The 22449-nt window shown below is 32.1% G+C and carries 28 protein-coding genes and 1 pseudogene; 19 read left to right on the top strand and 10 right to left on the bottom strand.

What is annotated here, in order from left to right; translation table 11 throughout:
• Nucleotides 1–13: 13 nt before the first annotated feature.
• The gene (locus ACXAHM_RS07205) at nucleotides 14–1219 is read left to right on the top strand and encodes an MFS transporter (RefSeq protein WP_474959738.1); all 1206 of its coding nucleotides are present in this window, start codon (nucleotides 14–16) and stop codon (nucleotides 1217–1219) included.
• Nucleotides 1220–1270: 51 nt separating this feature from the next.
• Here ACXAHM_RS07205 and ACXAHM_RS07200 read toward each other — a convergent pair whose 3' ends face one another.
• A complete protein-coding gene (locus tag ACXAHM_RS07200) occupies nucleotides 1271–1699 on the bottom strand; it encodes a hypothetical protein (RefSeq protein WP_474959737.1) in 429 nt (142 codons plus the stop codon).
• Nucleotides 1700–2079: 380 nt separating this feature from the next.
• On the opposite strand from ACXAHM_RS07200, the gene ACXAHM_RS07195 reads away from it, so the two are divergent.
• From ACXAHM_RS07195 to ACXAHM_RS07180, 4 genes are all read left to right on the top strand, one after another.
• The gene (locus ACXAHM_RS07195; protein WP_474959736.1) at nucleotides 2080–5055 is read left to right on the top strand and encodes a sulfatase-like hydrolase/transferase; all 2976 of its coding nucleotides are present in this window, start codon (nucleotides 2080–2082) and stop codon (nucleotides 5053–5055) included.
• Nucleotides 5056–5219: 164 nt separating this feature from the next.
• Nucleotides 5220–5411, top strand: a complete 192-nt coding sequence (locus ACXAHM_RS07190) for an RHS repeat domain-containing protein (RefSeq protein ID WP_474959735.1) — start codon at nucleotides 5220–5222, stop codon at nucleotides 5409–5411.
• The gene (locus tag ACXAHM_RS07185; RefSeq protein WP_474959734.1) at nucleotides 5390–5653 is read left to right on the top strand and encodes a hypothetical protein; all 264 of its coding nucleotides are present in this window, start codon (nucleotides 5390–5392) and stop codon (nucleotides 5651–5653) included. Before ACXAHM_RS07190 ends, ACXAHM_RS07185 begins: the two co-directional genes overlap by 22 nt.
• 37 nt (nucleotides 5654–5690) lie before the next feature.
• On the top strand, nucleotides 5691–6197 hold the full coding sequence (locus ACXAHM_RS07180; RefSeq protein WP_474959733.1) for a hypothetical protein: 507 nt from the start codon (nucleotides 5691–5693) through the stop codon (nucleotides 6195–6197).
• A gap of 48 nt (nucleotides 6198–6245) precedes the next feature.
• Here ACXAHM_RS07180 and ACXAHM_RS07175 read toward each other — a convergent pair.
• Nucleotides 6246–6433, bottom strand: a pseudogene (locus tag ACXAHM_RS07175) (IS256 family transposase); the annotation flags it as partial.
• A 52-nt stretch (nucleotides 6434–6485) separates the two neighbouring features.
• The gene (locus tag ACXAHM_RS07170; RefSeq protein WP_474959805.1) at nucleotides 6486–6599 is read right to left on the bottom strand and encodes a hypothetical protein; all 114 of its coding nucleotides are present in this window, start codon (nucleotides 6597–6599) and stop codon (nucleotides 6486–6488) included.
• Nucleotides 6600–6736: 137 nt separating this feature from the next.
• Here ACXAHM_RS07170 and ACXAHM_RS07165 point away from each other — a divergent pair, with 137 nt between their 5' ends.
• The 5 genes from ACXAHM_RS07165 to ACXAHM_RS07145 all read left to right on the top strand — a co-directional run bounded on the left by ACXAHM_RS07165 (nucleotide 6737) and on the right by ACXAHM_RS07145 (nucleotide 9048).
• Nucleotides 6737–7456 carry an RHS repeat-associated core domain-containing protein gene (locus tag ACXAHM_RS07165; protein ID WP_474959732.1) on the top strand — a complete coding sequence of 240 codons (720 nt, stop codon included), beginning with the start codon at nucleotides 6737–6739 and terminating at the stop codon, nucleotides 7454–7456.
• Between the two features lie 68 nt (nucleotides 7457–7524).
• Nucleotides 7525–8016, top strand: a complete 492-nt coding sequence (locus ACXAHM_RS07160) for a hypothetical protein (RefSeq protein WP_474959731.1) — start codon at nucleotides 7525–7527, stop codon at nucleotides 8014–8016.
• Nucleotides 8017–8296: 280 nt separating this feature from the next.
• Nucleotides 8297–8575: a hypothetical protein gene (locus tag ACXAHM_RS07155; RefSeq protein WP_474959730.1), complete on the top strand. Its 279-nt coding sequence runs from the start codon at nucleotides 8297–8299 to the stop codon at nucleotides 8573–8575.
• The gene (locus ACXAHM_RS07150; RefSeq protein WP_474959729.1) at nucleotides 8568–8753 is read left to right on the top strand and encodes a hypothetical protein; all 186 of its coding nucleotides are present in this window, start codon (nucleotides 8568–8570) and stop codon (nucleotides 8751–8753) included. Before ACXAHM_RS07155 ends, ACXAHM_RS07150 begins: the two co-directional genes overlap by 8 nt.
• Nucleotides 8754–8808: 55 nt before the next feature.
• Nucleotides 8809–9048, top strand: a complete 240-nt coding sequence (locus tag ACXAHM_RS07145; RefSeq protein ID WP_474959728.1) for a hypothetical protein — start codon at nucleotides 8809–8811, stop codon at nucleotides 9046–9048.
• A 182-nt stretch (nucleotides 9049–9230) separates the two neighbouring features.
• On the opposite strand, the gene ACXAHM_RS07140 is transcribed toward ACXAHM_RS07145, so the two are convergent.
• Nucleotides 9231–9347, bottom strand: coding sequence for a helix-turn-helix domain-containing protein (locus tag ACXAHM_RS07140; RefSeq protein WP_474959727.1), 117 nt, complete (start codon nucleotides 9345–9347; stop codon nucleotides 9231–9233).
• Nucleotides 9348–9466: 119 nt separating this feature from the next.
• Here ACXAHM_RS07140 and ACXAHM_RS07135 point away from each other — a divergent pair, with 119 nt between their 5' ends.
• Together ACXAHM_RS07135 and ACXAHM_RS07130 are read left to right on the top strand one after the other, a co-directional pair.
• Nucleotides 9467–9625, top strand: coding sequence for a hypothetical protein (locus ACXAHM_RS07135; protein ID WP_474959726.1), 159 nt, complete (start codon nucleotides 9467–9469; stop codon nucleotides 9623–9625).
• 28 nt (nucleotides 9626–9653) lie between these two features.
• Nucleotides 9654–10088, top strand: a complete 435-nt coding sequence (locus ACXAHM_RS07130) for a DUF4304 domain-containing protein (RefSeq protein WP_474959725.1) — start codon at nucleotides 9654–9656, stop codon at nucleotides 10086–10088.
• 185 nt (nucleotides 10089–10273) lie between these two features.
• On the opposite strand, the gene ACXAHM_RS07125 is transcribed toward ACXAHM_RS07130, so the two are convergent.
• The gene (locus ACXAHM_RS07125; protein WP_474959724.1) at nucleotides 10274–13423 is read right to left on the bottom strand and encodes a sulfatase-like hydrolase/transferase; all 3150 of its coding nucleotides are present in this window, start codon (nucleotides 13421–13423) and stop codon (nucleotides 10274–10276) included.
• Between the two features lie 212 nt (nucleotides 13424–13635).
• Complete coding sequence (locus ACXAHM_RS07120; RefSeq protein WP_474959723.1) at nucleotides 13636–14352, bottom strand: YrhK family protein; 717 nt, start codon at nucleotides 14350–14352, stop codon at nucleotides 13636–13638.
• A 66-nt stretch (nucleotides 14353–14418) separates the two neighbouring features.
• On the opposite strand from ACXAHM_RS07120, the gene ACXAHM_RS07115 reads away from it, so the two are divergent.
• Together ACXAHM_RS07115 and ACXAHM_RS07110 are read left to right on the top strand one after the other, a co-directional pair.
• Nucleotides 14419–14820: a hypothetical protein gene (locus ACXAHM_RS07115; RefSeq protein WP_474959722.1), complete on the top strand. Its 402-nt coding sequence runs from the start codon at nucleotides 14419–14421 to the stop codon at nucleotides 14818–14820.
• A 98-nt stretch (nucleotides 14821–14918) separates the two neighbouring features.
• Nucleotides 14919–15521 carry a hypothetical protein gene (locus tag ACXAHM_RS07110; RefSeq protein WP_474959721.1) on the top strand — a complete coding sequence of 201 codons (603 nt, stop codon included), beginning with the start codon at nucleotides 14919–14921 and terminating at the stop codon, nucleotides 15519–15521.
• Here the strand turns inward: ACXAHM_RS07110 and ACXAHM_RS07105 are convergent.
• Entirely contained in the window at nucleotides 15490–16401 is a 912-nt protein-coding gene (locus tag ACXAHM_RS07105; RefSeq protein ID WP_474959720.1) for a LysR family transcriptional regulator, read from the bottom strand. The two genes, ACXAHM_RS07110 and ACXAHM_RS07105, sit on opposite strands and share 32 nt — an antisense overlap.
• Before the next feature lie 89 nt (nucleotides 16402–16490).
• On the opposite strand from ACXAHM_RS07105, the gene ACXAHM_RS07100 reads away from it, so the two are divergent.
• The 3 genes from ACXAHM_RS07100 to ACXAHM_RS07090 all read left to right on the top strand — a co-directional run bounded on the left by ACXAHM_RS07100 (nucleotide 16491) and on the right by ACXAHM_RS07090 (nucleotide 18604).
• Nucleotides 16491–16844, top strand: coding sequence for a hypothetical protein (locus ACXAHM_RS07100; protein WP_474959719.1), 354 nt, complete (start codon nucleotides 16491–16493; stop codon nucleotides 16842–16844).
• Between the two features lie 8 nt (nucleotides 16845–16852).
• Entirely contained in the window at nucleotides 16853–17824 is a 972-nt protein-coding gene (locus ACXAHM_RS07095; RefSeq protein ID WP_474959718.1) for a sodium-dependent bicarbonate transport family permease, read from the top strand.
• A gap of 249 nt (nucleotides 17825–18073) precedes the next feature.
• Entirely contained in the window at nucleotides 18074–18604 is a 531-nt protein-coding gene (locus ACXAHM_RS07090; protein WP_474959717.1) for a hypothetical protein, read from the top strand.
• 115 nt (nucleotides 18605–18719) lie between these two features.
• Here ACXAHM_RS07090 and ahpC read toward each other — a convergent pair whose 3' ends face one another.
• On the bottom strand, nucleotides 18720–19283 hold the full coding sequence (ahpC, locus tag ACXAHM_RS07085) for an alkyl hydroperoxide reductase subunit C (protein ID WP_474959716.1): 564 nt from the start codon (nucleotides 19281–19283) through the stop codon (nucleotides 18720–18722).
• 331 nt (nucleotides 19284–19614) lie between these two features.
• On the opposite strand from ahpC, the gene ACXAHM_RS07080 reads away from it, so the two are divergent.
• Nucleotides 19615–20094, top strand: coding sequence for a hypothetical protein (locus ACXAHM_RS07080; RefSeq protein WP_474959715.1), 480 nt, complete (start codon nucleotides 19615–19617; stop codon nucleotides 20092–20094).
• A gap of 226 nt (nucleotides 20095–20320) precedes the next feature.
• Complete coding sequence (locus tag ACXAHM_RS07075; protein ID WP_474959714.1) at nucleotides 20321–21373, top strand: transglutaminase domain-containing protein; 1053 nt, start codon at nucleotides 20321–20323, stop codon at nucleotides 21371–21373.
• 49 nt (nucleotides 21374–21422) lie between these two features.
• Here the strand turns inward: ACXAHM_RS07075 and ACXAHM_RS07070 are convergent, their stop codons facing one another.
• Both ACXAHM_RS07070 and ACXAHM_RS07065 read right to left on the bottom strand, forming a co-directional pair.
• Nucleotides 21423–21833: an SRPBCC family protein gene (locus ACXAHM_RS07070; protein ID WP_474959713.1), complete on the bottom strand. Its 411-nt coding sequence runs from the start codon at nucleotides 21831–21833 to the stop codon at nucleotides 21423–21425.
• 27 nt (nucleotides 21834–21860) lie between these two features.
• Nucleotides 21861–22433: a UbiX family flavin prenyltransferase gene (locus tag ACXAHM_RS07065; protein WP_474959712.1), complete on the bottom strand. Its 573-nt coding sequence runs from the start codon at nucleotides 22431–22433 to the stop codon at nucleotides 21861–21863.
• Nucleotides 22434–22449: the final 16 nt, after the last annotated feature.

Genomic DNA, 22449 nt, shown 5'->3' with positions numbered 1-22449 from the left:
ATCAAAATTACAGATGAATTCAAAAGCTACATTATCGATCATCGTATTTTCTCAGTTATTTTGTACTTCACTATGGTTTGCAGGAAATGCTGTTTTAGAAGAATTGATCACAACGTTTAATTTGAACACAAGTGTTCTTGCTTATTTGACTTCATCTGTCCAATTGGGTTTTATTTTAGGAACACTCATTTTTGCACTACTTTCTATAGCAGATCGCTTTTCCCCGTCAAAAGTATTTTTTGTTTGTGCCTTATTGGGAGCTACTTTCAATTTTTGTATTACTTGGAATGAAAACACCTTATCAAGCCTCTTAATTTTTCGGTTTTTAACGGGTTTCTTCTTAGCAGGAATTTACCCTGTCGGGATGAAAATAGCGGCAGATTACTTTGATAAAGGGTTAGGAAAATCACTTGGTTTTTTAGTAGGTGCTTTGGTCATTGGTACAGCATTACCACATCTATTGAGTGATATAAAAGGAGACTTACTATGGACTACCGTTTTATTTTCGACTTCTTTTCTTGCCTTAGTAGGGGGCCTTTTAATGTTCTTTTTAGTACCAGACGGCCCGTTTCGAAAATCCACTAATAAGGTGAATTTAAAGAGTATTCCATTGATCTTTAAAGAATCTAAATTTAGGCATGCAGCCTTTGGGTATTTTGGACACATGTGGGAATTATATACTTTTTGGGCTTTTATTCCTTTGATGCTGAAGTATTACTTTGACTCCTATCAAAAAGAGGATTACAATACTACTTTATGGTCATTTTGTATCATAAGTTCAGGAGGTATAGCTTGTGTATTAGGTAGTATAATAGCTGAAAGGTTTGGAACAATAAAAGTAGCAAAAGTGGCATTATTTATATCAGGATTATGTTGCCTTTTGGCTCCTTTTATGTTTCAATTTGAAGTACCCTTCTTATTCCTATCTTTTTTATTGATTTGGGGAATGTCAGTTGTAGCAGACTCCCCATTATTATCGACGTTAGTTGCTCAGAATGCACCTTCTGAGTTGAAAGGAACAGCTTTAACAATCGTCAACTGTATAGGTTATATGCTTACAATTATCAGTATTCAACTTCTTCAATTTTTAAAATTAAACCATGAATTACCTTATATTTTGACAGTACTATCTATAGGGCCAATGATTGGTATTTACTTTTTATCCAAAAGAAATAAAGCACCATTAGTACTTGAAAAAGAAGAAGAAATAGTAATGTAGAAAATATAAAAAAAAGAGAAGCTCCTAATATTGAAACTTCTCTCCTTATTTTTATTCAAACATACTTGGACATTCAAACCTAAAATCTTCTATCAACCAATAAAAAGGTAGGTTGATTTCTATATCCCTATTTCTAAGATTTGATGAACTCTCATTACAACTTTCATAACTTTCTATATTTGAAATAACTAGTTGTCCAGTAGCATGATCAAAAGATTTCATGGTACCTTTGTATCCATAAATGCGAACATCTTCTACTTTATTACTAAGCATTGTTTTTACAATAACTTGGTGTTCTACTGTACTATCTAGTAAATTTAATTTCCATCGTAGAATTGGATCTCCTTCTTCAAAGTTAAAATCCTTATTTTCATAATAAACAAGTCCACTTTCATTTTCAGATGGATACACTTCATCAGACTTATGACATGCTGATAAGAGGGATAATAACGTGATAACTACTTGTAATAATTTTTTCATTGATAATATAACCTATTAATAATTGGTATATGCTAGAGTATTGCCGAAAGCAATATTTAGCTTTTCAACTTGTGATAATAATAGAACAAAAATAGTAGTTTAATTTATCAAAAAGTAACGATGTTTCTATATATTGGAGATTATTGTGAATAATACTAGGTAAAGAACCAGTATGATTTAAATTCTAAATAGATAATCTAAAAAAAGGTAAAAAATATCTTTTGATATTATCAAATTCGGAAATAAAAGTCGAGTTTATGCTACTATTTTTTCATTTGTTTAATATCTGTTAGTTTAATACGAATCTCTCTCTATTTTTCCTATGCCTTCATCTAAATTGTGTATTGAAATGAATTAAATAAATACAATGAAATGAAGCTATGAATACACCTTACTTAATGTTATTCCTAGGGCTACTTTTGTCAAGTTCATTGGCATGGAGTAATGAACTTCACCAAGTAGTGGAAGCAGAAAATGGTTCGCTAATCGGAAATGCAACTATTGTCACCAAAGAGTTTGCCTCTAATGGTGATTTTGTCAAACTAAATAAAGATCCTCTTGGATCCCTTGAACTAACCTTCCAAAACATTCCTGAAGCAGGAACTTACAGATTACATGTTTATGCTTTTAATGGAGGTGTTTCACAAACGGTAAACCTGTCTATTAATGGAGGGGAAAACACTACCTTAAACATTGTTCCGTCCAACTGGGCATACGAAGATTCTGCAAAAGTTTCTGTGTTGAATGTGGATCTATTGGCGGGAAACAACACTTTACTTTTTTCAGCAAATACAACAACTATTTTGTTGGATAAATTTATTCTAAAACCCAAAGTAACGTATGACAACAGTAAGCCCAATGTGATTGTCATTATGACGGATGATTTGGGGTATGCTGATGTTGGATTTAATGGGTCAACAGATATTCCTACACCAAATATTGATCGAATAGCAGATCATGGAGTGCGTTTTACAAGTGGCTATACAACTTACTCAGTTTGTGGTCCAAGTAGAGCAGGTTTTATCACAGGAAGATACCAACAGCGTTTTGGTTTTGGACGTAATCCACTCTACAGAATTAATGACCCTAATCAGGGGATTCCGTTAGATGAGCAAACAATCGCAGAGTCTGTTGGTCAAGTAGGTTATAGTTCTGGCATTATTGGAAAGTGGCATCTTGGAGCACATATTTCTAACCATCCATTGAATAGAGGTTTTACAGAATTCTATGGTCATTTAGGAGGTGGTCACAATTATTTTCCAGAAGATTTAGTGATTGAAGACAGTTACGAAGCAGTAAATGAAGAAGAAAGTTATGATACATGGATCATGAGAAATCATACACCAGAGGAAACGGATGAATACCTTACGGATGAGTTTTCTTCAGAAGCTGTTGCTTTTATTGAACGACATCAAGAAGAACCGTTTTTCTTATTCTTGTCTTACAATGCACCGCATACACCACTTCAAGCGAAAGCGGAAGATTTGGCCTTATTTTCTCATATTTCAGACAGCAAAAGACAAACGTATGCAGCAATGGTTCATGCCGTTGATAGAGGTGTAGGAAGAGTATTGGATCAATTGGATGCTCTTAATTTAGAAGAAAATACCATTGTTTTTTTCTTATCAGACAATGGTGGACCTGAACCTAAAAATGCCTCAGACAATGGGATCCTAAGAGGTGGAAAAAGTGATGTATTTGAAGGTGGTTTTAGAGTACCTTTTGCTATGCAATGGAGAGGTGTTTTAGAGGAAGGAGTTGATTATGATTACCCTGTTTCTTCGTTGGATATTTTTGCCACTTTATCTGAATTATCATCTTCTCCAACAGATCCTTCTAAACCTTTGGATGGTGAGAATTTAATTCCTTATTTGATTGGAGAAAATTCGAATCGCCCTCATGAATCTATTTTTATTCAAAAGTTTGATAATGACCGTCATGCAGTTAGAAATATTGATCATAAAATCATTTATCACAAAGATAGAAGTAATAAAAAGCTATTTGATCTAAGTACTAATGTTGGCGAAGAGGATACAGAAAACTTATATTGGAATACTGATTTTAGAGCGACAAGAGATACTTTGGATTCTTTGATGGTTCGTTGGGAAAGAGAACTCTTGCACCCTTATTTCTTAGGACTTTTACATGATGAAGAAATTTGGGCAACGTCTGTAGATTTGTCCACGACTTCATTGAATATGTCAGTCAATACGACACAAACAATTTCTGGGGCTATCTTACCTGCTGATGCTTTTAATAATGTCATTGAATGGCTGAGTAGTAACCCTTCTGTGGCAACAGTAGATCAAAATGGGATAGTGACTGCTCATGAAGAAGGTTATGCGGTCATTACAGCTAGGGTGATCGATTTAAGGCAAATTTATACGAATTGTGTGGTCAAAGTTGGTAATCCTACAGCAGCCACTGGAATTACTTTATCACAATCAACGGCAAATTTGGTAACAGGTAAGTTTGTACAGTTGACAGCAGATGTAGCAGGAAATGCAAATTATGAAGTGACTTGGTCAAGCAACAATACAGCGGTTTGTACTGTAGATGAAACTGGCTTTGTATTGACACACGCAGAAGGAGTTGCAACAATAACTGCTTCTGTAATTGGTCAAAACAATCTATCGGCGACTTGTAAAATAAACAGCACAGGAAATGCGATTTCAGATGCAATCATTAATCCTGATTTTGAAGATGGACTTTATGGTTGGTCAGTATATGGAGGAGTAACAACAGAAACAAATAATCCATTTGCAGGTTCTACTTCATTAAAAATTGATGAAAAAGGTGGAGCAAGTCAGTTTTTTGTAACTGCACCCAATACCAAGTATATTTTAACTTTTAATGCTAAAGTTCAAAATCCATCTATACCAGCACGTTTATATGTGAAAGATGCCAATGGAACCAAATATTTTGAAGAATTGATTTCGAATACTTCTTACAATAGTTTTTCAATAAGTTTTACGACTGGAGAAGAAGATTTGGTAGGTCAAATCGGTTTCTGGCGACCAAAAGATGCAGTTGGTGCAGCTTGGTTAGATGAAATTGAATTGAGAATTGATAGCAGTAATACAAGGGAAGAATTAGTGACTTCCTTAGATCAAAATCAAGAAGTTCAATTTACTTTATTTCCTAATCCAGCCTCAGATCAAGTAAATATAAAAGCAAAAGCGGATGGTACTCAAAAAGTTATAGAAATCTATACAATTATGGGTAAAAGAATAACCACTCAAGTATTTCATTCAAATTTAACAATATCTACTTCCTCGTTTCCAAGGGGAACTTATATAATTGTTATCACAGATAATGAAGGAAATAAATCGAATAAAAAGTTAGTTATCCGATAATATGAAAAGCCACTTTGAAGAAATTTGAAGTGGCTTTTTTTATTTTATGCATTACTAATTTTCTGAAGCTCCCTTAAAGAATAGTCCTTCTTTACTAATCGTAATATAAAAAATATTGACTTGTATTACATAAATTAATACTTTGTATTGTCTACCCATTTGGAATGAATTGGACATGTACCGAGAAGCAAGGCTCACCTGACAATAAGTTCCAATACAATGGGAAGGAGAAGCAAGAGGAAATTGGTTTCTATGATTATGGTGCTAGGCATTATGATGCCAGTTTGGGGAGATGGTTTGTGGTGGATCCGTTGGCGGAGCAATTCAATAAAATTTGTCTCAAGAAAGAAATATAGCTGAAGAGTTTTATGTAATGGGTCATGAGTCACTAATTCACGTTCAAAAAAACATGAATGATTATATGTCTTTACTATCAAAATATAAAGGGTCTAAGAATGATATAGTTGAATTAAGAAAAGCTGCAGGGAGACTAAAAAATAGTATAATTGAATTATTTGGTGATACTAGTGATCATGAGTATTTAATTAATGGAGAAAATGTGGAATTTAACAATTTTCTTTGTGAATATATGAAATAATTTTGTGTTGAAGTGGGTGAAAAAATGAAAGCAGAAGATGATGAGGTTTCAAGTGAATCAAATTTATAACATAGTAATAGTATTAGCATTACTTGTATCTGTGATATACATATTTATTACTTTTGAAGGTGAAGATGTAAGTACAGATAATATAGATAAACTGAAATGCTATATTCAATCTGATTATGATTCTATTAATCAGATTGAATATGATTCTGTATTTCTATTTAAGATATATAAAGGTGAATTCATTTATGAAAGAACTTTTATTGAGAATATTTTAATTAAAGATACTATAATAAAAAAAGGTGATACTATATTTTACCAAATATATTTTGGGGCTCAAAAAAGTGAATTTATAGAATTATTCAATTTTGGTCTTAATAAAACTTATAATTATGATTCTCTTATCGTTTCGGAACAATCAAATTGTGGAAGATATAATCTAGTATATGAATATAATAACGGAAAGCTTACCCAAATTTTAGAATTTAATTCTAACACAGAAAAATATAAGTTAATTGAGGAATTTACTATTAAATAAAAGACACTCTTTCATTAAGTGTGTAAGTACTACAAGAGGGGATCGGGTTTAAAACTTGATCCTTTCTTTGTATAATACTTGAAATTGATTCAAAATTACTCCCCAATTTAGGATTGGTATTGTCCATTTCTTTGTAGCTTCTTGCAAGGCCAAGAAGATAGATTTTTTTACCGCATCATCCGATGGGAAGGATAATTTGTTCTTTGTGTATTTTTAATTTTACCATTCAGATTTTCTCCCACTGTTTGGAGTGTCGCTACGAGCTCACCAATTGAATAAGGTTTTAACTTATGACAAAGTTTCAAAAGCCAACCTCTTCACCTTCATCACCGTATTCGGGGAGCACTTATAAATCTTCTGTATCTCCCTAGAAGAATAGCCCTTCTTTACCAATCGTAAAATATCTTGATGCTTACTTGGAAACTTCTTAAGACTTTCTTTTTATCTAACTATAATTCATTAAGTTAGTAGCTTTTTATTAGTGAAATTATTGACTTGTATTACATAAATTAATACTTTGTGTTGTCTACCCATTTGGAATGAATTGGACATGTACCGAGAAGCAAGGCTCACCTGACAATAAGTTCCAATATAATGGGAAGGAGAAGCAAGAGGAGATTGGTTTCTATGATTATGGTGCAAGGCATTATGATGCCAGTTTGGGGAGATGGTTTGTGGTGGATCCGTTGGCTGAAACAGAGCATAGTATTTCTTTTACTCCATATCATTATACTGCAAATAATCCAATTAATTATATTGATCCTGATGGTATGGATTGGTTTTATTATCAGGCAAAAGGACAAAAAGATGCTAGTTGGCAATGGCATGAAGGAAAAGAAGTAACTTATACGAATAAAGACGGAGAGGAAGTTACTAAAACTGATGGGTATGAAATGCTCGTTAAATATATTATGACAGGAACTAATGATCAAGGTGCTTCAACAAGGATCCTTGAAATTTATGGTAATGGTGAGGATCCAGTATTGATTGCTAATGATGTTTTTTCTTGTGGTGCTGATGGAGCCGCACCAATTCGTATTGGGAATTATTGGATGAATTTAACTGAAGAAGCAAGAGATTCTAATGGGCCACAAAAAATGAATGATGTAGGTGGTCCTTATGGGAATGGAAGAATTAGGTTAAACCCTTCAAAAGGTCAAATTGATAGAGGTTATTATGGGCATGGAAAGACTACTATTAATGCAAATGGTTCTGAAAAGCGGTGTACACATGGATGTGTAGGAGATAGAAAAAAATAGACTATTTAATTATTTTTGGCAAAGTAGTTTTAGAGTAATTGTTCCGTTTAATGTACAAAAGAAATAGTATGAAATATATAATTATAACATTATTGCTTTTTAAAGTAATGGTTTGTAGATCACAAGTAAAAGGATTTTGGATACCAGATTCGATTAATTGGGAAAAAAGGAGTTTAGGTATGAAGGAAATAAGCACTAGAAGTTATTCTTCTTTTTCAATATTAGTCTTTGATAATGATTCTCTATTTTCTTTTGTTACATCTACTCAAACAAAGTATGATGATGATTCCATATTTTTTAAGTCTGAACCTGGGATAATTTTAAATAAAGGGTCTTGGGTTTATAAAAATGGAAAAAATATTAATGTAACTTATAGGCTTAAGTATTCTACGTTTCCAAAAGTGGGACAAAAATTTCCAGGCGAAGAAGTGAATGAAGTGATTAATATTGTTGTAGATAGTTTGACAACGGTATTTATTTTTCAAGGAATTCGTTATAAAAAAACTGATCTTTTATATAAAAGAAGTAGGGATGAGCTTTATAGATTGATAAAGTATTAATAAAATAAATTATTTCCAATACTTCTTTTCCGTAAGTTAATCATTAACATACTCCGAACTTGGTTATTGAATTAGCTTTTAACTTATTAAAAAATTTCAAAAGCCAACCTACTCCCAAAATAGGTTGGCTTTTTTCATCCCAACCTCTTCAACTTCATCACAGTATTCAGCGAGCACTTACAGATCTTCTGAATTTCCTTTGAACTTATCGTAAATTAAAAATTTATTGACTTGTATTACATAAATTAATACTTTGAATTGTCTCCCCATTTGAGATGAATTGGACAGGTATCTAAAAACAATAGGAGATCGGTTTCTATTATTATGGAGCAAGGCATTATTTACAATTGATCCAAAATTTGAAGAATTTCTATTACAATCACCATATGTATATGCTGCTAACGATCTTATTAAGTATATTGATGAAAATGGAGAGAACCCACTATTAGGTGCATTTATTGTTGGAGGAGTTGAACTTTTTTTACAAGTAGCAACAAATGTATATAATACTAGAAATGACTTAACAACAGAGAATTTATTAAAAGCAGCAAATGGTTAAAACATTAATTATAAAACAGTTTACAGAAGCTAATGAAATAATTAATATTGTAGATAAGAAAAATTATCAAAATCAATTTGGTTTAGATAAAGTATCTGGCGGTATTACAGGAAGGACAACTGCTAACATGAAAACAAAAGTAAATGGAATAGTAGATGATTGGAATGATAGACATTAGTAAAAATTTTCGCACAAAAATATCATTATTTATATTTTTGGTATTTTTAACTCTTTTGACCTACAGACCAATAATTTTTAATTTATTTGGTAGTAAAGTTACTGAAGGGATCATAGTTGATAAAGTAAAAAAAGCAAAAGGAACTTTATATTGGGAATTTGAATATAAAGTCGATAATGATAAATATCAAGGCACTATTCAATATGAAATTCATAAAGATTTATACATTAATTCTGAAGTTCAAGTAGAATATAGTGAACTTTTTCCGACTATTTGTAGATATATTGGTCATTAAATTGGTAAAATTTTAAAATGTATTTAGGTCTATCACATTAATCTTAGTCTTAAGGCGTCAGTCGTCACTAAGAATTAAATTATAGGATACGTTTTTTTTATTACAAAGTTTCAAAAGCCAACCTATCCCAAATAGGTTAGCTTTTTTTCATCCCAACCTATCCCAAATAGGTTAGCTTTTTTTCATCCCAACCTCTTCACCTTCATCACCGTATTCGGTGAGCACTTATAAATCTTCTGTATCTCCCTAGAAGAATAACCCTTCTTAACCAATCGTAAAATATCTTGATGCTTGCTCAAAAACTTCTCAGGTGTTTCTTTGGAGCTAACTATAATTCATTAAGTTAGTAGCTTTTTATTAGTTAACTTATTGACTTGTATTACATAAATTAATACTTTGTGTTATCTCCCCATTTGATATGAATTGGACAGGTATCGAGAAGCAAGAGAAGGTCGGTTTCTATTATTATAATGTTAGTTTGGGGAGATGGTTTGTAGTGGATCCGTTGCTAGAAAAATATTCATTAATGAGTCTTTATAAACAATTGAATAATCCTTTGGGACATACAAATATTTAAACTTGAAAGTTGAGAAACTTTATAAGATATGGATACGATAAGTTATTTTAATCAACAAATGATAAAATCCTCATTTGAAAAAAAAAGAGGAAATTATTGGGTACTTAACCTTGAAAAAGGATTTATTATTACGAACCTTCAAAAATCAAAGTACAATAGTAGAGTATACTTTATAAATATAGGAGGTAAATCAAAAGAGATTTCTAATTCTCTAGGTAAATTACATGAAGAGTATTGGCATTATAGTGGACGATATGGAACATTAATAGGTGAAACAGAGTTAATGTCCGAGTTAATAAATTATGATGATTATAATAAAGAATATATTGATAATCTAGTAAAGAATATTAAATCGAAGGTTGTACCTTATATTTCACAATATTTTAATATAACATTTTTAAGAAAAGAAATTAATGATGGGAATTATGATTTTTTAAGACTACTTACATCAGTTGACTATTAGTTGTAAATATTCCCCACTCCCTCCCACTGTTTGGAATGTAACTGAATAATTTATACCGTTAATTTTTAATACCACCTTTCATTAATACTGCATATACATAAACAGTCCGTATAATTCTTTCAAAATATACGGACTGTTTATTTAGGGCCTTTCTATTACCTTCTTTAGTTCTTATTTATATAGAATTACTCCTTGATTATTTTCTTTACTTCTCCATTTTCAAAAACAAGATAATAAAGCCCAGGCTGTTGGTTTGATAGATCCAACTGATTGCTGTAATCGCTTAAAATCAACGTACCTAATGCATTATAGACGTTATATTTTGCCGTCAAACCATCTCCATCAATAATAAAGATTCCAGTGGAAGGATTTGGATAAACTTTAAAATAATCATCAGAAGAGTTTTCCAATTGTTTGCCTACTTTTTTTCTTGCTGAACTTACAATTTCTCCTTCACCTACATTTATTGCTATGGTTGTAGAGATAGAATTATCATCATAGAGTTGAGCAGTAACATTTACTTTTCCATCAGCTTTTCCAATAATAAAACCATTTGCTTTATTGATTACAGCGATTGATTCATCATCCACTGACCAAATCACTCTTTGGTGAATATCAGGAGAAATCGAATAATTGAGCTGATAGCCCTGTTCAATTTCTAGTGGTACTGTTGGGGCATCTATTGAAAGAACAAAGTTGGGCTGTTCATCCCATATTTCTACGTAAATACTATCATAGACATCATCGTACCCTAACATACTTGCTTTAAGTAAACAAGTACCGGCTGAGATAGGTGTCAAAACTCCCTCATTGTCAATGGTAGCTTCACCTGAAATATTTTCAATACTCCATGCAAGATCTTGATAAGAAGGTGTGGCAATAGCTTCAAAAGTATACGTCTCACCAACTACTAATAAGTCAGGATTTATATCAAAATTGTAAGGAATAGCTACTTCAGCTTTGATCACTTTTATTTCATCTACATCCAATGTCGCATTACCTTGCGTACTTATATAAGGAGTAAGTATAAGTCCATTATTCCACTTTTCAATATCAGGTCGAAGGGCTAAACTAAAACTTTCCCATCCTTCAATGCTTCGTGACGTATTTGTATTTATTTCTGAATCATAAGCACCAAAATTAATGTTGTTTTCACATCTTACCGTCGCTTCCCAGAAGTACAGTTGACCAGGTGTGAGATTTTTGACTTTCGTTCTGAAATTCACTTGATCGCCTTGAGAAACACTTCGTGCAAATTGATTTCCATCTTCTTGTACTACTTCCATAGTGGTCGTGGTTACTTTTTGAGAATAGCCCGATTTTGTGAGGTCATACGTTAGACTATACTCTTCAAAATTATCATAGAAAGTAAATGGAATATAATTGGTATTGACAAAGTTTGCATGTGGAATCATTTCTTGAAGTTGCGTTCTGAATGCTTGGATTTCATCTGCATATTCTGGATTTTTCACTTGATTTGTCCATTCGTTTGGATCTTTTGAATGATCATAAAACTCTTCTTTTCCAGAACCATATCGTATATATCTGTATTGGTGACTTCTTAATGCATAATTTTGAAGTCCTACTTCGCTAGAATGAGGGTTATGAACAGACTCTAATGCAACACTCGGCCCTTCCCAATTGGTAGTATTTGGATTCTCTAAAAATGCCCTTAAACTGTGTCCGTCAAGATCTGCTCCACTGCTATTTTTCTTGGTATCTCCTGACATGCCCAATAAGTCTTGGAAAGTAGGATAAATATCAATCAAGCTCACTGGGTGCTTCACTTCTTTACCTTTAGAAGCATCATATCCAGGTACTTTCATAATCATGGGAATTCGTGTACTTTCTTCCCAAAGAGTATTTTTTGTTAAATAAAATTTTTCACCAACATGAAAACCGTGATCCGATACCAATACAATCATTGTGTTATCAGCAAATGAGCTATTTTCAATTTTATCAACGACTACACCAATCAAACTATCTGCAAACGCTGTACACGCCAATTTACTTTGGAGATAGCGTTTAATACCTTCCTCCTCCGTAGCATAAGATTGTATCAAGGCATCATATTTATCAAATGAAGCAGTACTATAATGTTCACGATAGGTATCTTTCAGATCTTCCTCTAAAATTTCAGGTATCATTAAAGTTTCTAAGGGAAATTTATCGAAAAATGATTGAGGAGCGACATGTGGAGTATGTGGTTTCATCCCTCCATAAAAGAGAAAGAAAGGTTGCTCATTTCCATTCGCCTTCATGGCTTCATGCTGATCGATCATATCGATAATAAAATCAGCACTCAGTTCGTCAGTCATCTTATCACGATCTGTATCATTGGCATAATGAAAGGCTGTTTTTCCGTCATAATTGTTTCTCCATCCTCCTTCAGGAACATCCGATAAGGGAGCAAAAGATGCATCAAGAACGCCTCCAGAACTTCGGAAAGGTTCAGGAATAGAAGGATGAACAATAGGAGCAGTACCATCCCATGCATGTGGACCTTGATCAGGCTTAATTCCAGCATTTTCTAAAGGATTATCTTTTGATCGATGAAATATTTTGCCCGTACTGTAGGTCATAAACCCATTTTCTTCCGCATATTCCATTAAGTATTTTGAATTGGAAAGCGTTGTGTTCTCAGAAATATCATCAAATGCAAAATTTCCTGTGGTTGATGGGTATAATCCAGACAAGAAACTAGAACGAGAAGGAGCACAAATAGGAGCATTTGAATGTGCATTGGAATAATACACACCTTCTGCTGCGAGTCGATCAATATGAGGCGTTTGCGTTTGTGGATGACCACCCATTACACCTATATAATCATTCAAATCATCGATGATAATAAAGACAGCATTCATAGGTTGAGGATATACCTTTTCAGCAACCTTTAGGCGATCAATAAATAAATTGTCATTTCCTGTTTTAAGAACCAAAGTATTGTTACCAGCGGCTAATTCAACATCTACTTCTGTTACTTTAGCAGAGTCTTGATAAGCCCAATTGGAAGGATTTGTGATTACAACTAAATCCGTTGTACCATTGATTGATAATTCAATTTCTTGAGCACTTCCACCATTAAAAGAGTAAATAGCTAAAGTGTATATTCCATTGGAAGGAATATCAGAAACTGTCAATTGCATAGTAGAAGGGTTCGGATTTTTTTTCATTTTGACATAAGTCCCTTCAGAGGCAAACTCTTTTTCTACAAGCTCAATGGTACCTGCTACCATTAGATCTTCTGCTTCAACCAATTCATTAAGTTGTTGAGCATGAAGGTTTGAAAAGCAGAAGAGTAATAAAAAATTGGATAGTATAATTCGATAGTCCATATTCATCATTTCATTGTGGTTGAGATCATAGTTTTTTACTATGATCAATTAATACCACAATATAGATTTTTGAGAAGCAGAATACGGATAGAGAATCGTTTTATAGTAACACTTATTCTACATAAAAAAGGCACTTCTACAATTTGTATCTGTTGTGTTTAGAATTTTTGTGAAAACAGGTGAAGATTTGAAACGAAAACTATTTTATCATTTCATGCTTTTTTTATCGCTGCCATCTGATGGTTCATAATAATTCTTGCCCTCCAATAATTGAATATTCCTCCCAATAAGAATAATGCACTCCCAATAATAAATAACCAAGCTAAAAATGTATTCATCACTAAGAGGTCCTTTTTACTTTCTATATCCCATAGATAAGGGATTGTTGCTATCAAAAAAACAATTGATCCCGAAACAAAAGTAATCGCTGTTAGATTCATTAATTGAAGTGTAAATATTTTTTTTTCATATACTATCAACAAGACATTAATTGTTGCTCCAATTACAAAAAATAAGCTGCCGAAAATAAAAAACCAAGCTCCTAATACTACCCATTTAAATGAAGAAAGAAACATAAATCCACCAATAGTAAATTGTAATGAGCCTAAAAAATAGGTTATGGAAGCAATTACTTCCCATCTGATTTTCCGAATGTGTTTGCCTATTTTTTTTTGATATTGAAGTACTTCTAATAAGTTATGACCACCAACGATAAGGTATAAAATTGAGCCTATGATATGCATAATTACTCCCCAATCCCCATATTCACTGTATTGAGGTAAATAAAAAATACTACCAACTGTAAATAATACTCCACCAACTTTATAAACAATCGCATTCATTGTTTCCCAAATTATATGATGTTTTAAGGTAGGATCCTTTTGTAGAATACTATGCATTCGAGGACGATTGACAAATAAGTGGGGCATATTAATTTTCTTTAATCTAAATGAAGATACAAAAAACAACTATAACTATTTATGAGTTAATACAGTATGAGAAAATTAATGATTCTTTTATCATTTCTTTTATTGTCTTGTAATGGGCATAGAAGAGATAAAATTGAGACACCACACACAAATCAAATAACAAAAATAGAAGGTGCATATCAATTAGATACTTTAAGGTATTTGCAAATTACGAAGGAAGATAGTTTAGCTAAAGGCACATTTGGAAACATTGAAATATACAAAGATTCTATTCATTTATATTTTATATATGCCAATTTGAAAAGTCAAGTTCACGCTAAATTGGAAATAAACAAAGATAGTATTCATGTTGTGGAAAAAGATATTTTAAAGGCCTATTTAGTACCTCGAAAGAACAGAGTCTATTATGTTTCATTGGATAGAAAAGCCTTTATACCCTTTCAAAAAATTAGTAATAATATAAAATAGAATAGCCGAAAAATGCAATTATAATACACTTTCAACGATTTGTTAAACGTCAAATATTTAGTATATTTAGATGTTTTTTCAATACAATTTTCAACTAGATGAAAACCATTACTAATCAATTTTATATTCTGATTATTCTAATTTTATTTTCTTGCAATCAAGATCCTGAACCTATTAATAATAATGGGTTAAGAGACCTTATTACAAATACACAAAAATACTATGGAGTTCGTCTTTGGAATGATGTATATAATGCTGAATATTTGATTTTAGATGAGCAAAACATTACCTATAATATTGGTTATTCATTAAATGCAACAACATCAAGATACCTAAAGGTAAATGGAACATATTCTTTTGAGAATAATGAATTGATTATTAATGCTAAAGAAAAAACAACTTACTCTAAATTTTGGACAACTTCTAATGTACCTGTTACTGAAGACCCCTTATTTGAGGAAGTAGCTTATATTAAAAGGTCTCATGTAAATCAATTATTTATCGATTCTTTAAATTTTGGAGATCATAAAGGGATTGAAGCTATTCATGAACATTACTTTGATTACGATACTGCAGATATAGCTGATCTTGATAGTATTTATAACGAATTGATAGGGAAAGAGCGTGAAGAAATTGAGGAAGATTCTACTGAAAATAATGCTGAAGCGGTTATACAGCCCATCCAAAGTGCTTTAAAGTAATCTCATTTTTATGCTCTTCTATAAATTGTACAAAAGCTTCATGCGCTGGGGTTAACTTTTTTCCCTTGTTGAAAATAAGATTCCATTTTGTTTCTATAGGAAGCCCTTTTAAATCAAAAAACTGAATACTTTCATTTTCTAAGAGATAACGAATACCAATCAGTGGTACAATGGAAACTCCTAAACCTGCTAAAACAGCTTGCTTAATTGCCTCATTAGAGACCAATTCCATCGCTTTTTTTACTTTAATTCCTTTTTCTTTTAAGTAATTCTGCATTGCATTTTTTGTAGCTGAGCCTTCTTCTCTAAAGAGTAAAGTAACCTTCTCAAGGTCTTTTGGTTTTTTAATCTTGTCTTTAAATTGACTACTTCCAATAAGGTATAACTTGTTGTGCATCAACTCAATTTTATCATATTTAAGATCGTCAGGTAAAACCGATACTAATGAAAAATCGCTTTCATTTTTAATGAAATTTTCAATTACTTTTCCCTTATTTGAAACATCTATACTGATATCTATACCAGGGTATTTATCCATAAAATCTTTTAGAAAAAAAGGAATTACATACTTACCAGTAGAAACAACTGAGATCTTAATTGATCCAGAAACAAGGCCTTTGTATTGATCTACAGTAAACTTAATTTCTTCTGTTTCTGCTAATATTTTTCTACTTCTTTCAGCGATTTCTTTACCAAATTCAGTGATGTATAATTGCCTTCCAATGACTTCTGTAAGTGGTAATTCAAACTGATCTTGTAGTTTTTTGAGCTGTAATGAGACTGCAGGTTGAGTTAAAAATAGTTCTTCAGAAGCCTTAGTAATACTCTGTAATTCAGTTACTTTGAGGAATACTCTGAGTTGGTGTAAAGTGAAATCCATAAGCAAATGTTTATGTATATCATTAAAATATTAAATAAAAACTTATGAAAGTAAATATCTATGTTTGTGGAAACAAAAACAAGAACACCATGACTAAAAGCACAAGAAACACGACAGAAATGCAAAAAGAGTATTCAAAGCTTATTGCTCCAAAAAACGACCTGACAATTTCCATAAGATCTTCTTATGTAAAGAGTCCTCAGGTACAACAACAAAAAGAAGGTGAAAATCCTGAACCTAATTTGTTGTACTTGTTTGAAGAAACGCTGAAAGAAAAAGGAGAACCTGATATAAAAGTTGAAAACAAAAAAGGAGATAATGTGATGGAATTTGAAAATAATGACTTGTCATTTATCACACTTCAATCATTCCTTTTGAAAGCGGAAGCGCTCGGTAAGAAAATTAAATACGAAAAGACGTACTCTGTCATCATCACAGACTAAAACTAAACATGGACTTACAAGTATTAATAGAAAACGTCACTAATCCAGCACTCTTATTCTTCCTTTTGGGAGTTATTGCTGTCCAAATCAAAAGCGATTTGATGATACCGGAAAACAGTTCCAAATTTATCTCTATTTATCTCTTATTGTCGATAGGATTTAAAGGAGGACAAGAATTATCTCATAGTGGGCTTAATATTGAGATAGCTTCCAGTATCATGTTGGGACTTTTCTTGGCTACCTCGATCCCAGTGTCATCCTTTCTAATTCTAAAGAAGAAAATGAGTGTAGCCAATGCAGGTGCTATTGCAGCATCATATGGGTCTGTAAGTGCAGTCACTTTTGTGACAGCTACTTCTTTCCTTGAGTTCGAATCGATCACATTTAATGGACATATGATTGCCGTTATGGCATTTATGGAAGCTCCTTCAATAATAATTGGTGTCTTACTTATCAATTATTTTAAGGATGAAAATGAAGGCGAAAAGTCGGGAATAGGAAGTATACTTAGACATTCCGTCACCAATGGAAGTGTACTTTTGATACTCGGAAGTTTAATTATTGGTTATACTGTATCCGCAGAACATGCGGCAGGAATCAAGCCATTTACGACCGATATTTTTAAAGGTTTTCTTGCTATTTTTCTTCTAGATATGGGAATTACAAGTGGTAAACAGCTTTCGCTCATGTTTAAAAAAGGACTACACCCCTTCCTTTTTTCCACATTAATGCCTTTTGTCAACGGTTTAATTGCCTTAGGTATAAGCTTACAGATCACTTCTGAAATGGGTAATCAACTGTTATTTGCCATATTAGGTGCTAGTGCTTCATATATAGCGGTACCTGCTGCAATGAAACAAATTGTCCCAGATGCTAATCCAAGTTTATATCTTCCAATGGCATTAGGTATTACATTTCCAATAAATGTGATGATTGGTATACCTTTCTATTATTCCATGATATTAATGCTCAATCAGTAGAAGTTGTAGAACATATTCTTTTCAAAATTAAGCGAAATAGTTAACCATAGTAGGGTTAAGGATTTTGAAGTTACACCTCATTTATTTTATAAGTGGGGTGTTTGTATTTGAAATGAATTAACAACGTTATCCTATAATCCAACTCATCCCCAAAAGTGGGTATTTTTATATTGAAACTACATAAAATACAACCAATTATGATGAATATATGAACCTAACTTATTAACATTGAGACAACTATTTAAACTTATGAAGAAGAAATTTTTACCTATCTACTTGTTCATCATGATGATGTCCTTAGTACTTACAACAAATGAAGCAACAGCTCAAAACTGGGGTGTATCACTTGGAGGTGGTTTTATTAGAGGCGATTATTATTCGTCTGGGTCTTTAAATTTTGGACTTGCATTTAGTAATTTCACTTTGGATTTTGCTACGAATATGGCTCAGGGAGAAGGAGAAGAATTAGATTATCAGTCTGATCAATCTGTATTAGTAACAGACAAATCAAGATTAGGAAACTTGATGATTGGTTATTCTTTTCCAGTTTGGAATGAAAAACTATTTGTAAACCCTAAAGTAGGTATTCATTATGAAGCGGCAATTGTCAATGACTATACGCCACCAACAACTCATTATTTTGGAGACAATGAGTACAAATTTGATTTTGGTGTTGATGCTTCTTATTTCATCATTGATTATATTTACGTAAAGGCAGGTGCCTCAATGTATCAACCCTTCTCGTTGAGTGTTGGTCTTGGTGGAGCTACATTTGATTAATAAAAAAAATCCCACACTCTTCCGAAAGGTACCGTGTGGGATTTTTAAGTTTGATTGAAATGGGTTAGTTTATAAAGCAAACTATTGTGTCCAAATTATTCTTTAGCACTTTTGCTTAGATTAATCCAACTAGATCAATACTAGGCTTTAAAGTGTCATTGCCTTCTTTCCATTTTGCTGGGCAAACTTCAGATGGATTGGCTGCTACAAATTGTAAAGCTTTTAATTTTCTCAACAATTCCTCAGCGTTTCTTCCTACATTACCAGCAACAACTTCATATGATACGATTTCACCTTCAGGATTGACGATAAATGTTCCTCTTTCGGCCATTCCGTCCTCTTCAATCATTACATCAAATCCTCTTGAAAGTACACCTGTTGGGTCTGCTAACATTGGATAATTGATTTTTTTGATTGTTTCTGAAGTATCGTGCCATGCTTTATGAACAAAGTGTGTATCTGTAGAAACAGAGTAGATTTCTGTACCTGTAGCCTTAAATTCTTCATATAAGTTTGCTAAGTCCTCAAGTTCAGTTGGACAAACAAAAGTGAAGTCGGCAGGGTAGAAAAAGAAGATCGACCATTTACCTAAAATATCATTTTTTGATACTTCATGAAAGTCGTTGTTGGCAAATGCTTGAACTTTAAAATCTACTACTTGTTTTCCGATTTGTGACATATTTTTTTCAATTAAGTTGTTTGTGTTTCTTGTTTTGGTCACCTTTTGTTTGATGACATTACAAACATACTAGATGAAACTTTATAAGTAAAATTGATTGTTTTTATATCTATATAATTAAAACCTATATATGTCGTATTTGTGATATAATAAAACACGAGAAAGGAAATGATTTGTAAAATACTGATTAATTCACCTTAATTGATTAAGATAAGGCTTTATTCAAAGACACTCTACTGTTACATACAAATACTTCCTATCAATATTGGATTAAAAGATATATTTAAATTAAATTGTAATATAAATTAATCTAACTAAATCTTAACGATCTATGGGACATCATTTTGCAGGCTTTGTGATTGACAAAAGCTATAAAGGAAAAACAGAGGAGTTCGAAGCAGAACTTGGCTATGAAATCAACAACCCAACAGAAGTAGACTATGAGGACGCCTTTTTAGGCAATACTCCACAAGGATTTTCAGATGTATATTTTGGAGAAAAAGGAACAATCATTTTCACAGATTATGAAAATGTAATTGATGGTAGTATGGACTTGTCTGATGCAAAAGTACTTTCATTTGCCACCAACGAAACATCTATGATCTATTATTTTGAACTCACTGATCATGGGCAACTTGTAAGAAACTTTATCAATTTCAATCTTGAAATCACTTCTGAAGAAGGTAGCCGATTACCTTATGAAGACGATGAAAATCCTTATGATACCATCATTCAAACAATTGATGAACTTATTGGCGAAAATGTAGCCGATGAAGAATTAAAGACTGTATGGAGAATAAGTGATAATTAAAGTGAAAAGCACTTTTTTAAATTTGATTCCCTATTGTTGATTGTAAAATTGACAATAGGGAATTTTTTATTTTATTTAAAAAGTGATTTATAAAATCAAAAATTGAGTATTTAATCACAAAAAGTTTACATTTAATTGTAAAAATCCAATGGAATAATTTTTTCATAAGATCAATTGTCTTTGTTACTTAAACATCTACTTACTCTTATAATAAAATTATTATCCAATGAAAAATTTCAGCTTATTTCTATTATTACTTTTATGTTTTTCACCTTTATTCTGTTTCGCAAGTAAAAACTACATTGACTTGTATCACTATGATTTTAGTATCATTGATCATGAGGTACGCGGTAAAAGAAATTTGAAATGTGATAATGTATATGATGTGTCAAGATTAATCGTTTCAAAGTATGAGCATCCACATGAAAGAGTTCGTGCCGCATGGATTTGGATAACAGATAACATTGCGTACGATGTTGATATTTATAATATCCCTATGTATGAAGCTGTAACCTCTCCAAATGAGGTAATGAAAACAAGAAAAACAATATGCTGTGGTTATAGTAAATTACTGAAAGCCATCTTAGATGTTACAGACCCTAATTTATGTATAGAAACAGATGGTTTAGCCAAGACAGATTTGATGGTTACGGATGCCCACTCTTGGAATTTGATCAATTTATATGGCTTTTCATATCTTCTTGATCCAACATGGGGAGCTGGGTTTGTGCAAGATAAAGAAGTCTCGATCTCAACTAGAGATCATAAAATTGTAAAAGAGTTTGTGAAAAATTATAACGAATTTTGGTTCCTTACACCACCGTCATATTTTGCGGTATCACATTATAATGAAAATCCATGGCATCAATTATTAGTGACACCAATTTCTAAAGCATTATTTTTAGAAACTCCATATGTGTATGCTGATTATTTTGAAGAAGAAATTGCTAATACTACAAAAAATGCTACTTATGACCCTGTCATTATTCATGATAATATAAAAGTAATTAGCCCTATTAATTTAAAAGCAGAATGGCTATTTTTCCATAATTTCTTCACACAAGGTTCTCAGTTGAAACCCAAATATTTACAGACAGCAAGATTGCATTTTTATTCTCAAAATAAATATGAAAAAATTAAGGTAAATAAAGAGTGGGTTACACCAATAATCAAGAAAAGAAAAATGGGTTATGATTATTATATTCCTTATACCTTTCAAAGAGATGAAATAGTGACATTACAAGATTATTGGAAATATAATGTAGAAATATCTAATTAATTTAAAATAGTGAAAGAGCCTATCTTTTAACAGAATAGGTTCTTTTCTATTAAAATGCAGGATCAACAATTCCTTTTTCAACATACTTTTTCAATTGACCTAAAGCCAATGCCCAATAGGTATTACATTTACGGAAATGACCCTCTTTATCGGGCCAGCTATCGTGTTCAAATTCTACAAGCACCCTTCCATTATCAACATCACTTATTTTAAAAATCATATTACTTTCTCTTGATTTGGAAGGCCCTTCATGCACATCCCAAACAATTTCTTTATCGGGGACATCCTTTATGACTCTAAAATGATAATCCAAGCTATCATTTGGCTTTAATTTCCATATCTTTCCATCTTGTTCACCTTTGGCTGAAAACCAAGAAGTAAGGCCTTCAAGGCTATTTATAGCTTTATAAACATTCTCTTTTGAGCCTTTTATTTTAATTTCATGTTCGATTTTTTCCATATTAGATTTAAATTTTGAAGAGATCAATTATTGATCAGATTTCCATCTTTTTGCATCTTGATGTTCTAAACCAATTTGGTCCAATATCCTAGCCGCATTATGAGTAATGATATCATCGATTGTTTGTGGATTATTATAAAATGCAGGCATTAAGGGGGAAATTTGGACACCTATTTTTGAGAGGTAAAGCATATTTTCAAGATGAATAGGATTTAGTGGCGTTTCACGAACGGCTAATATTAATGTCTTTTTTTCCTTCAACATAACATCTGCGGATCTTGAGATGAGATTATCTGCAAAACCACATTTGATCGCTGCTAATGTTTTCATACTACATGGTACAATAATCATAGCATCAGCTCTAAATGACCCACTTGAAATACATGCAGCTTGATCTTTATGACTATGTTTAACATTGGCTAATTGATGAAAATCCTCAAGACTACGGTCTGTTTCTAAATTAATGGTCACCTTGGCCCATTCAGAAATGATAAGGTGTATTTCCACTTCAAAATCATTTAGCATTTGTAATAATTTATAAGCTATTGGTGCTCCCGTTGCACCTGTAATTCCTACAATAACTTTTTTTGTTTTACTCATAAATGTTGAAGAAGAA

It is taken from the genome of Flammeovirga sp. AWQ4_249 (assembly GCF_056161045.1).
The sequence above is the reverse complement of the archived record's forward strand: the minus strand, read 5'-3'. Positions and strand labels throughout refer to the sequence as shown.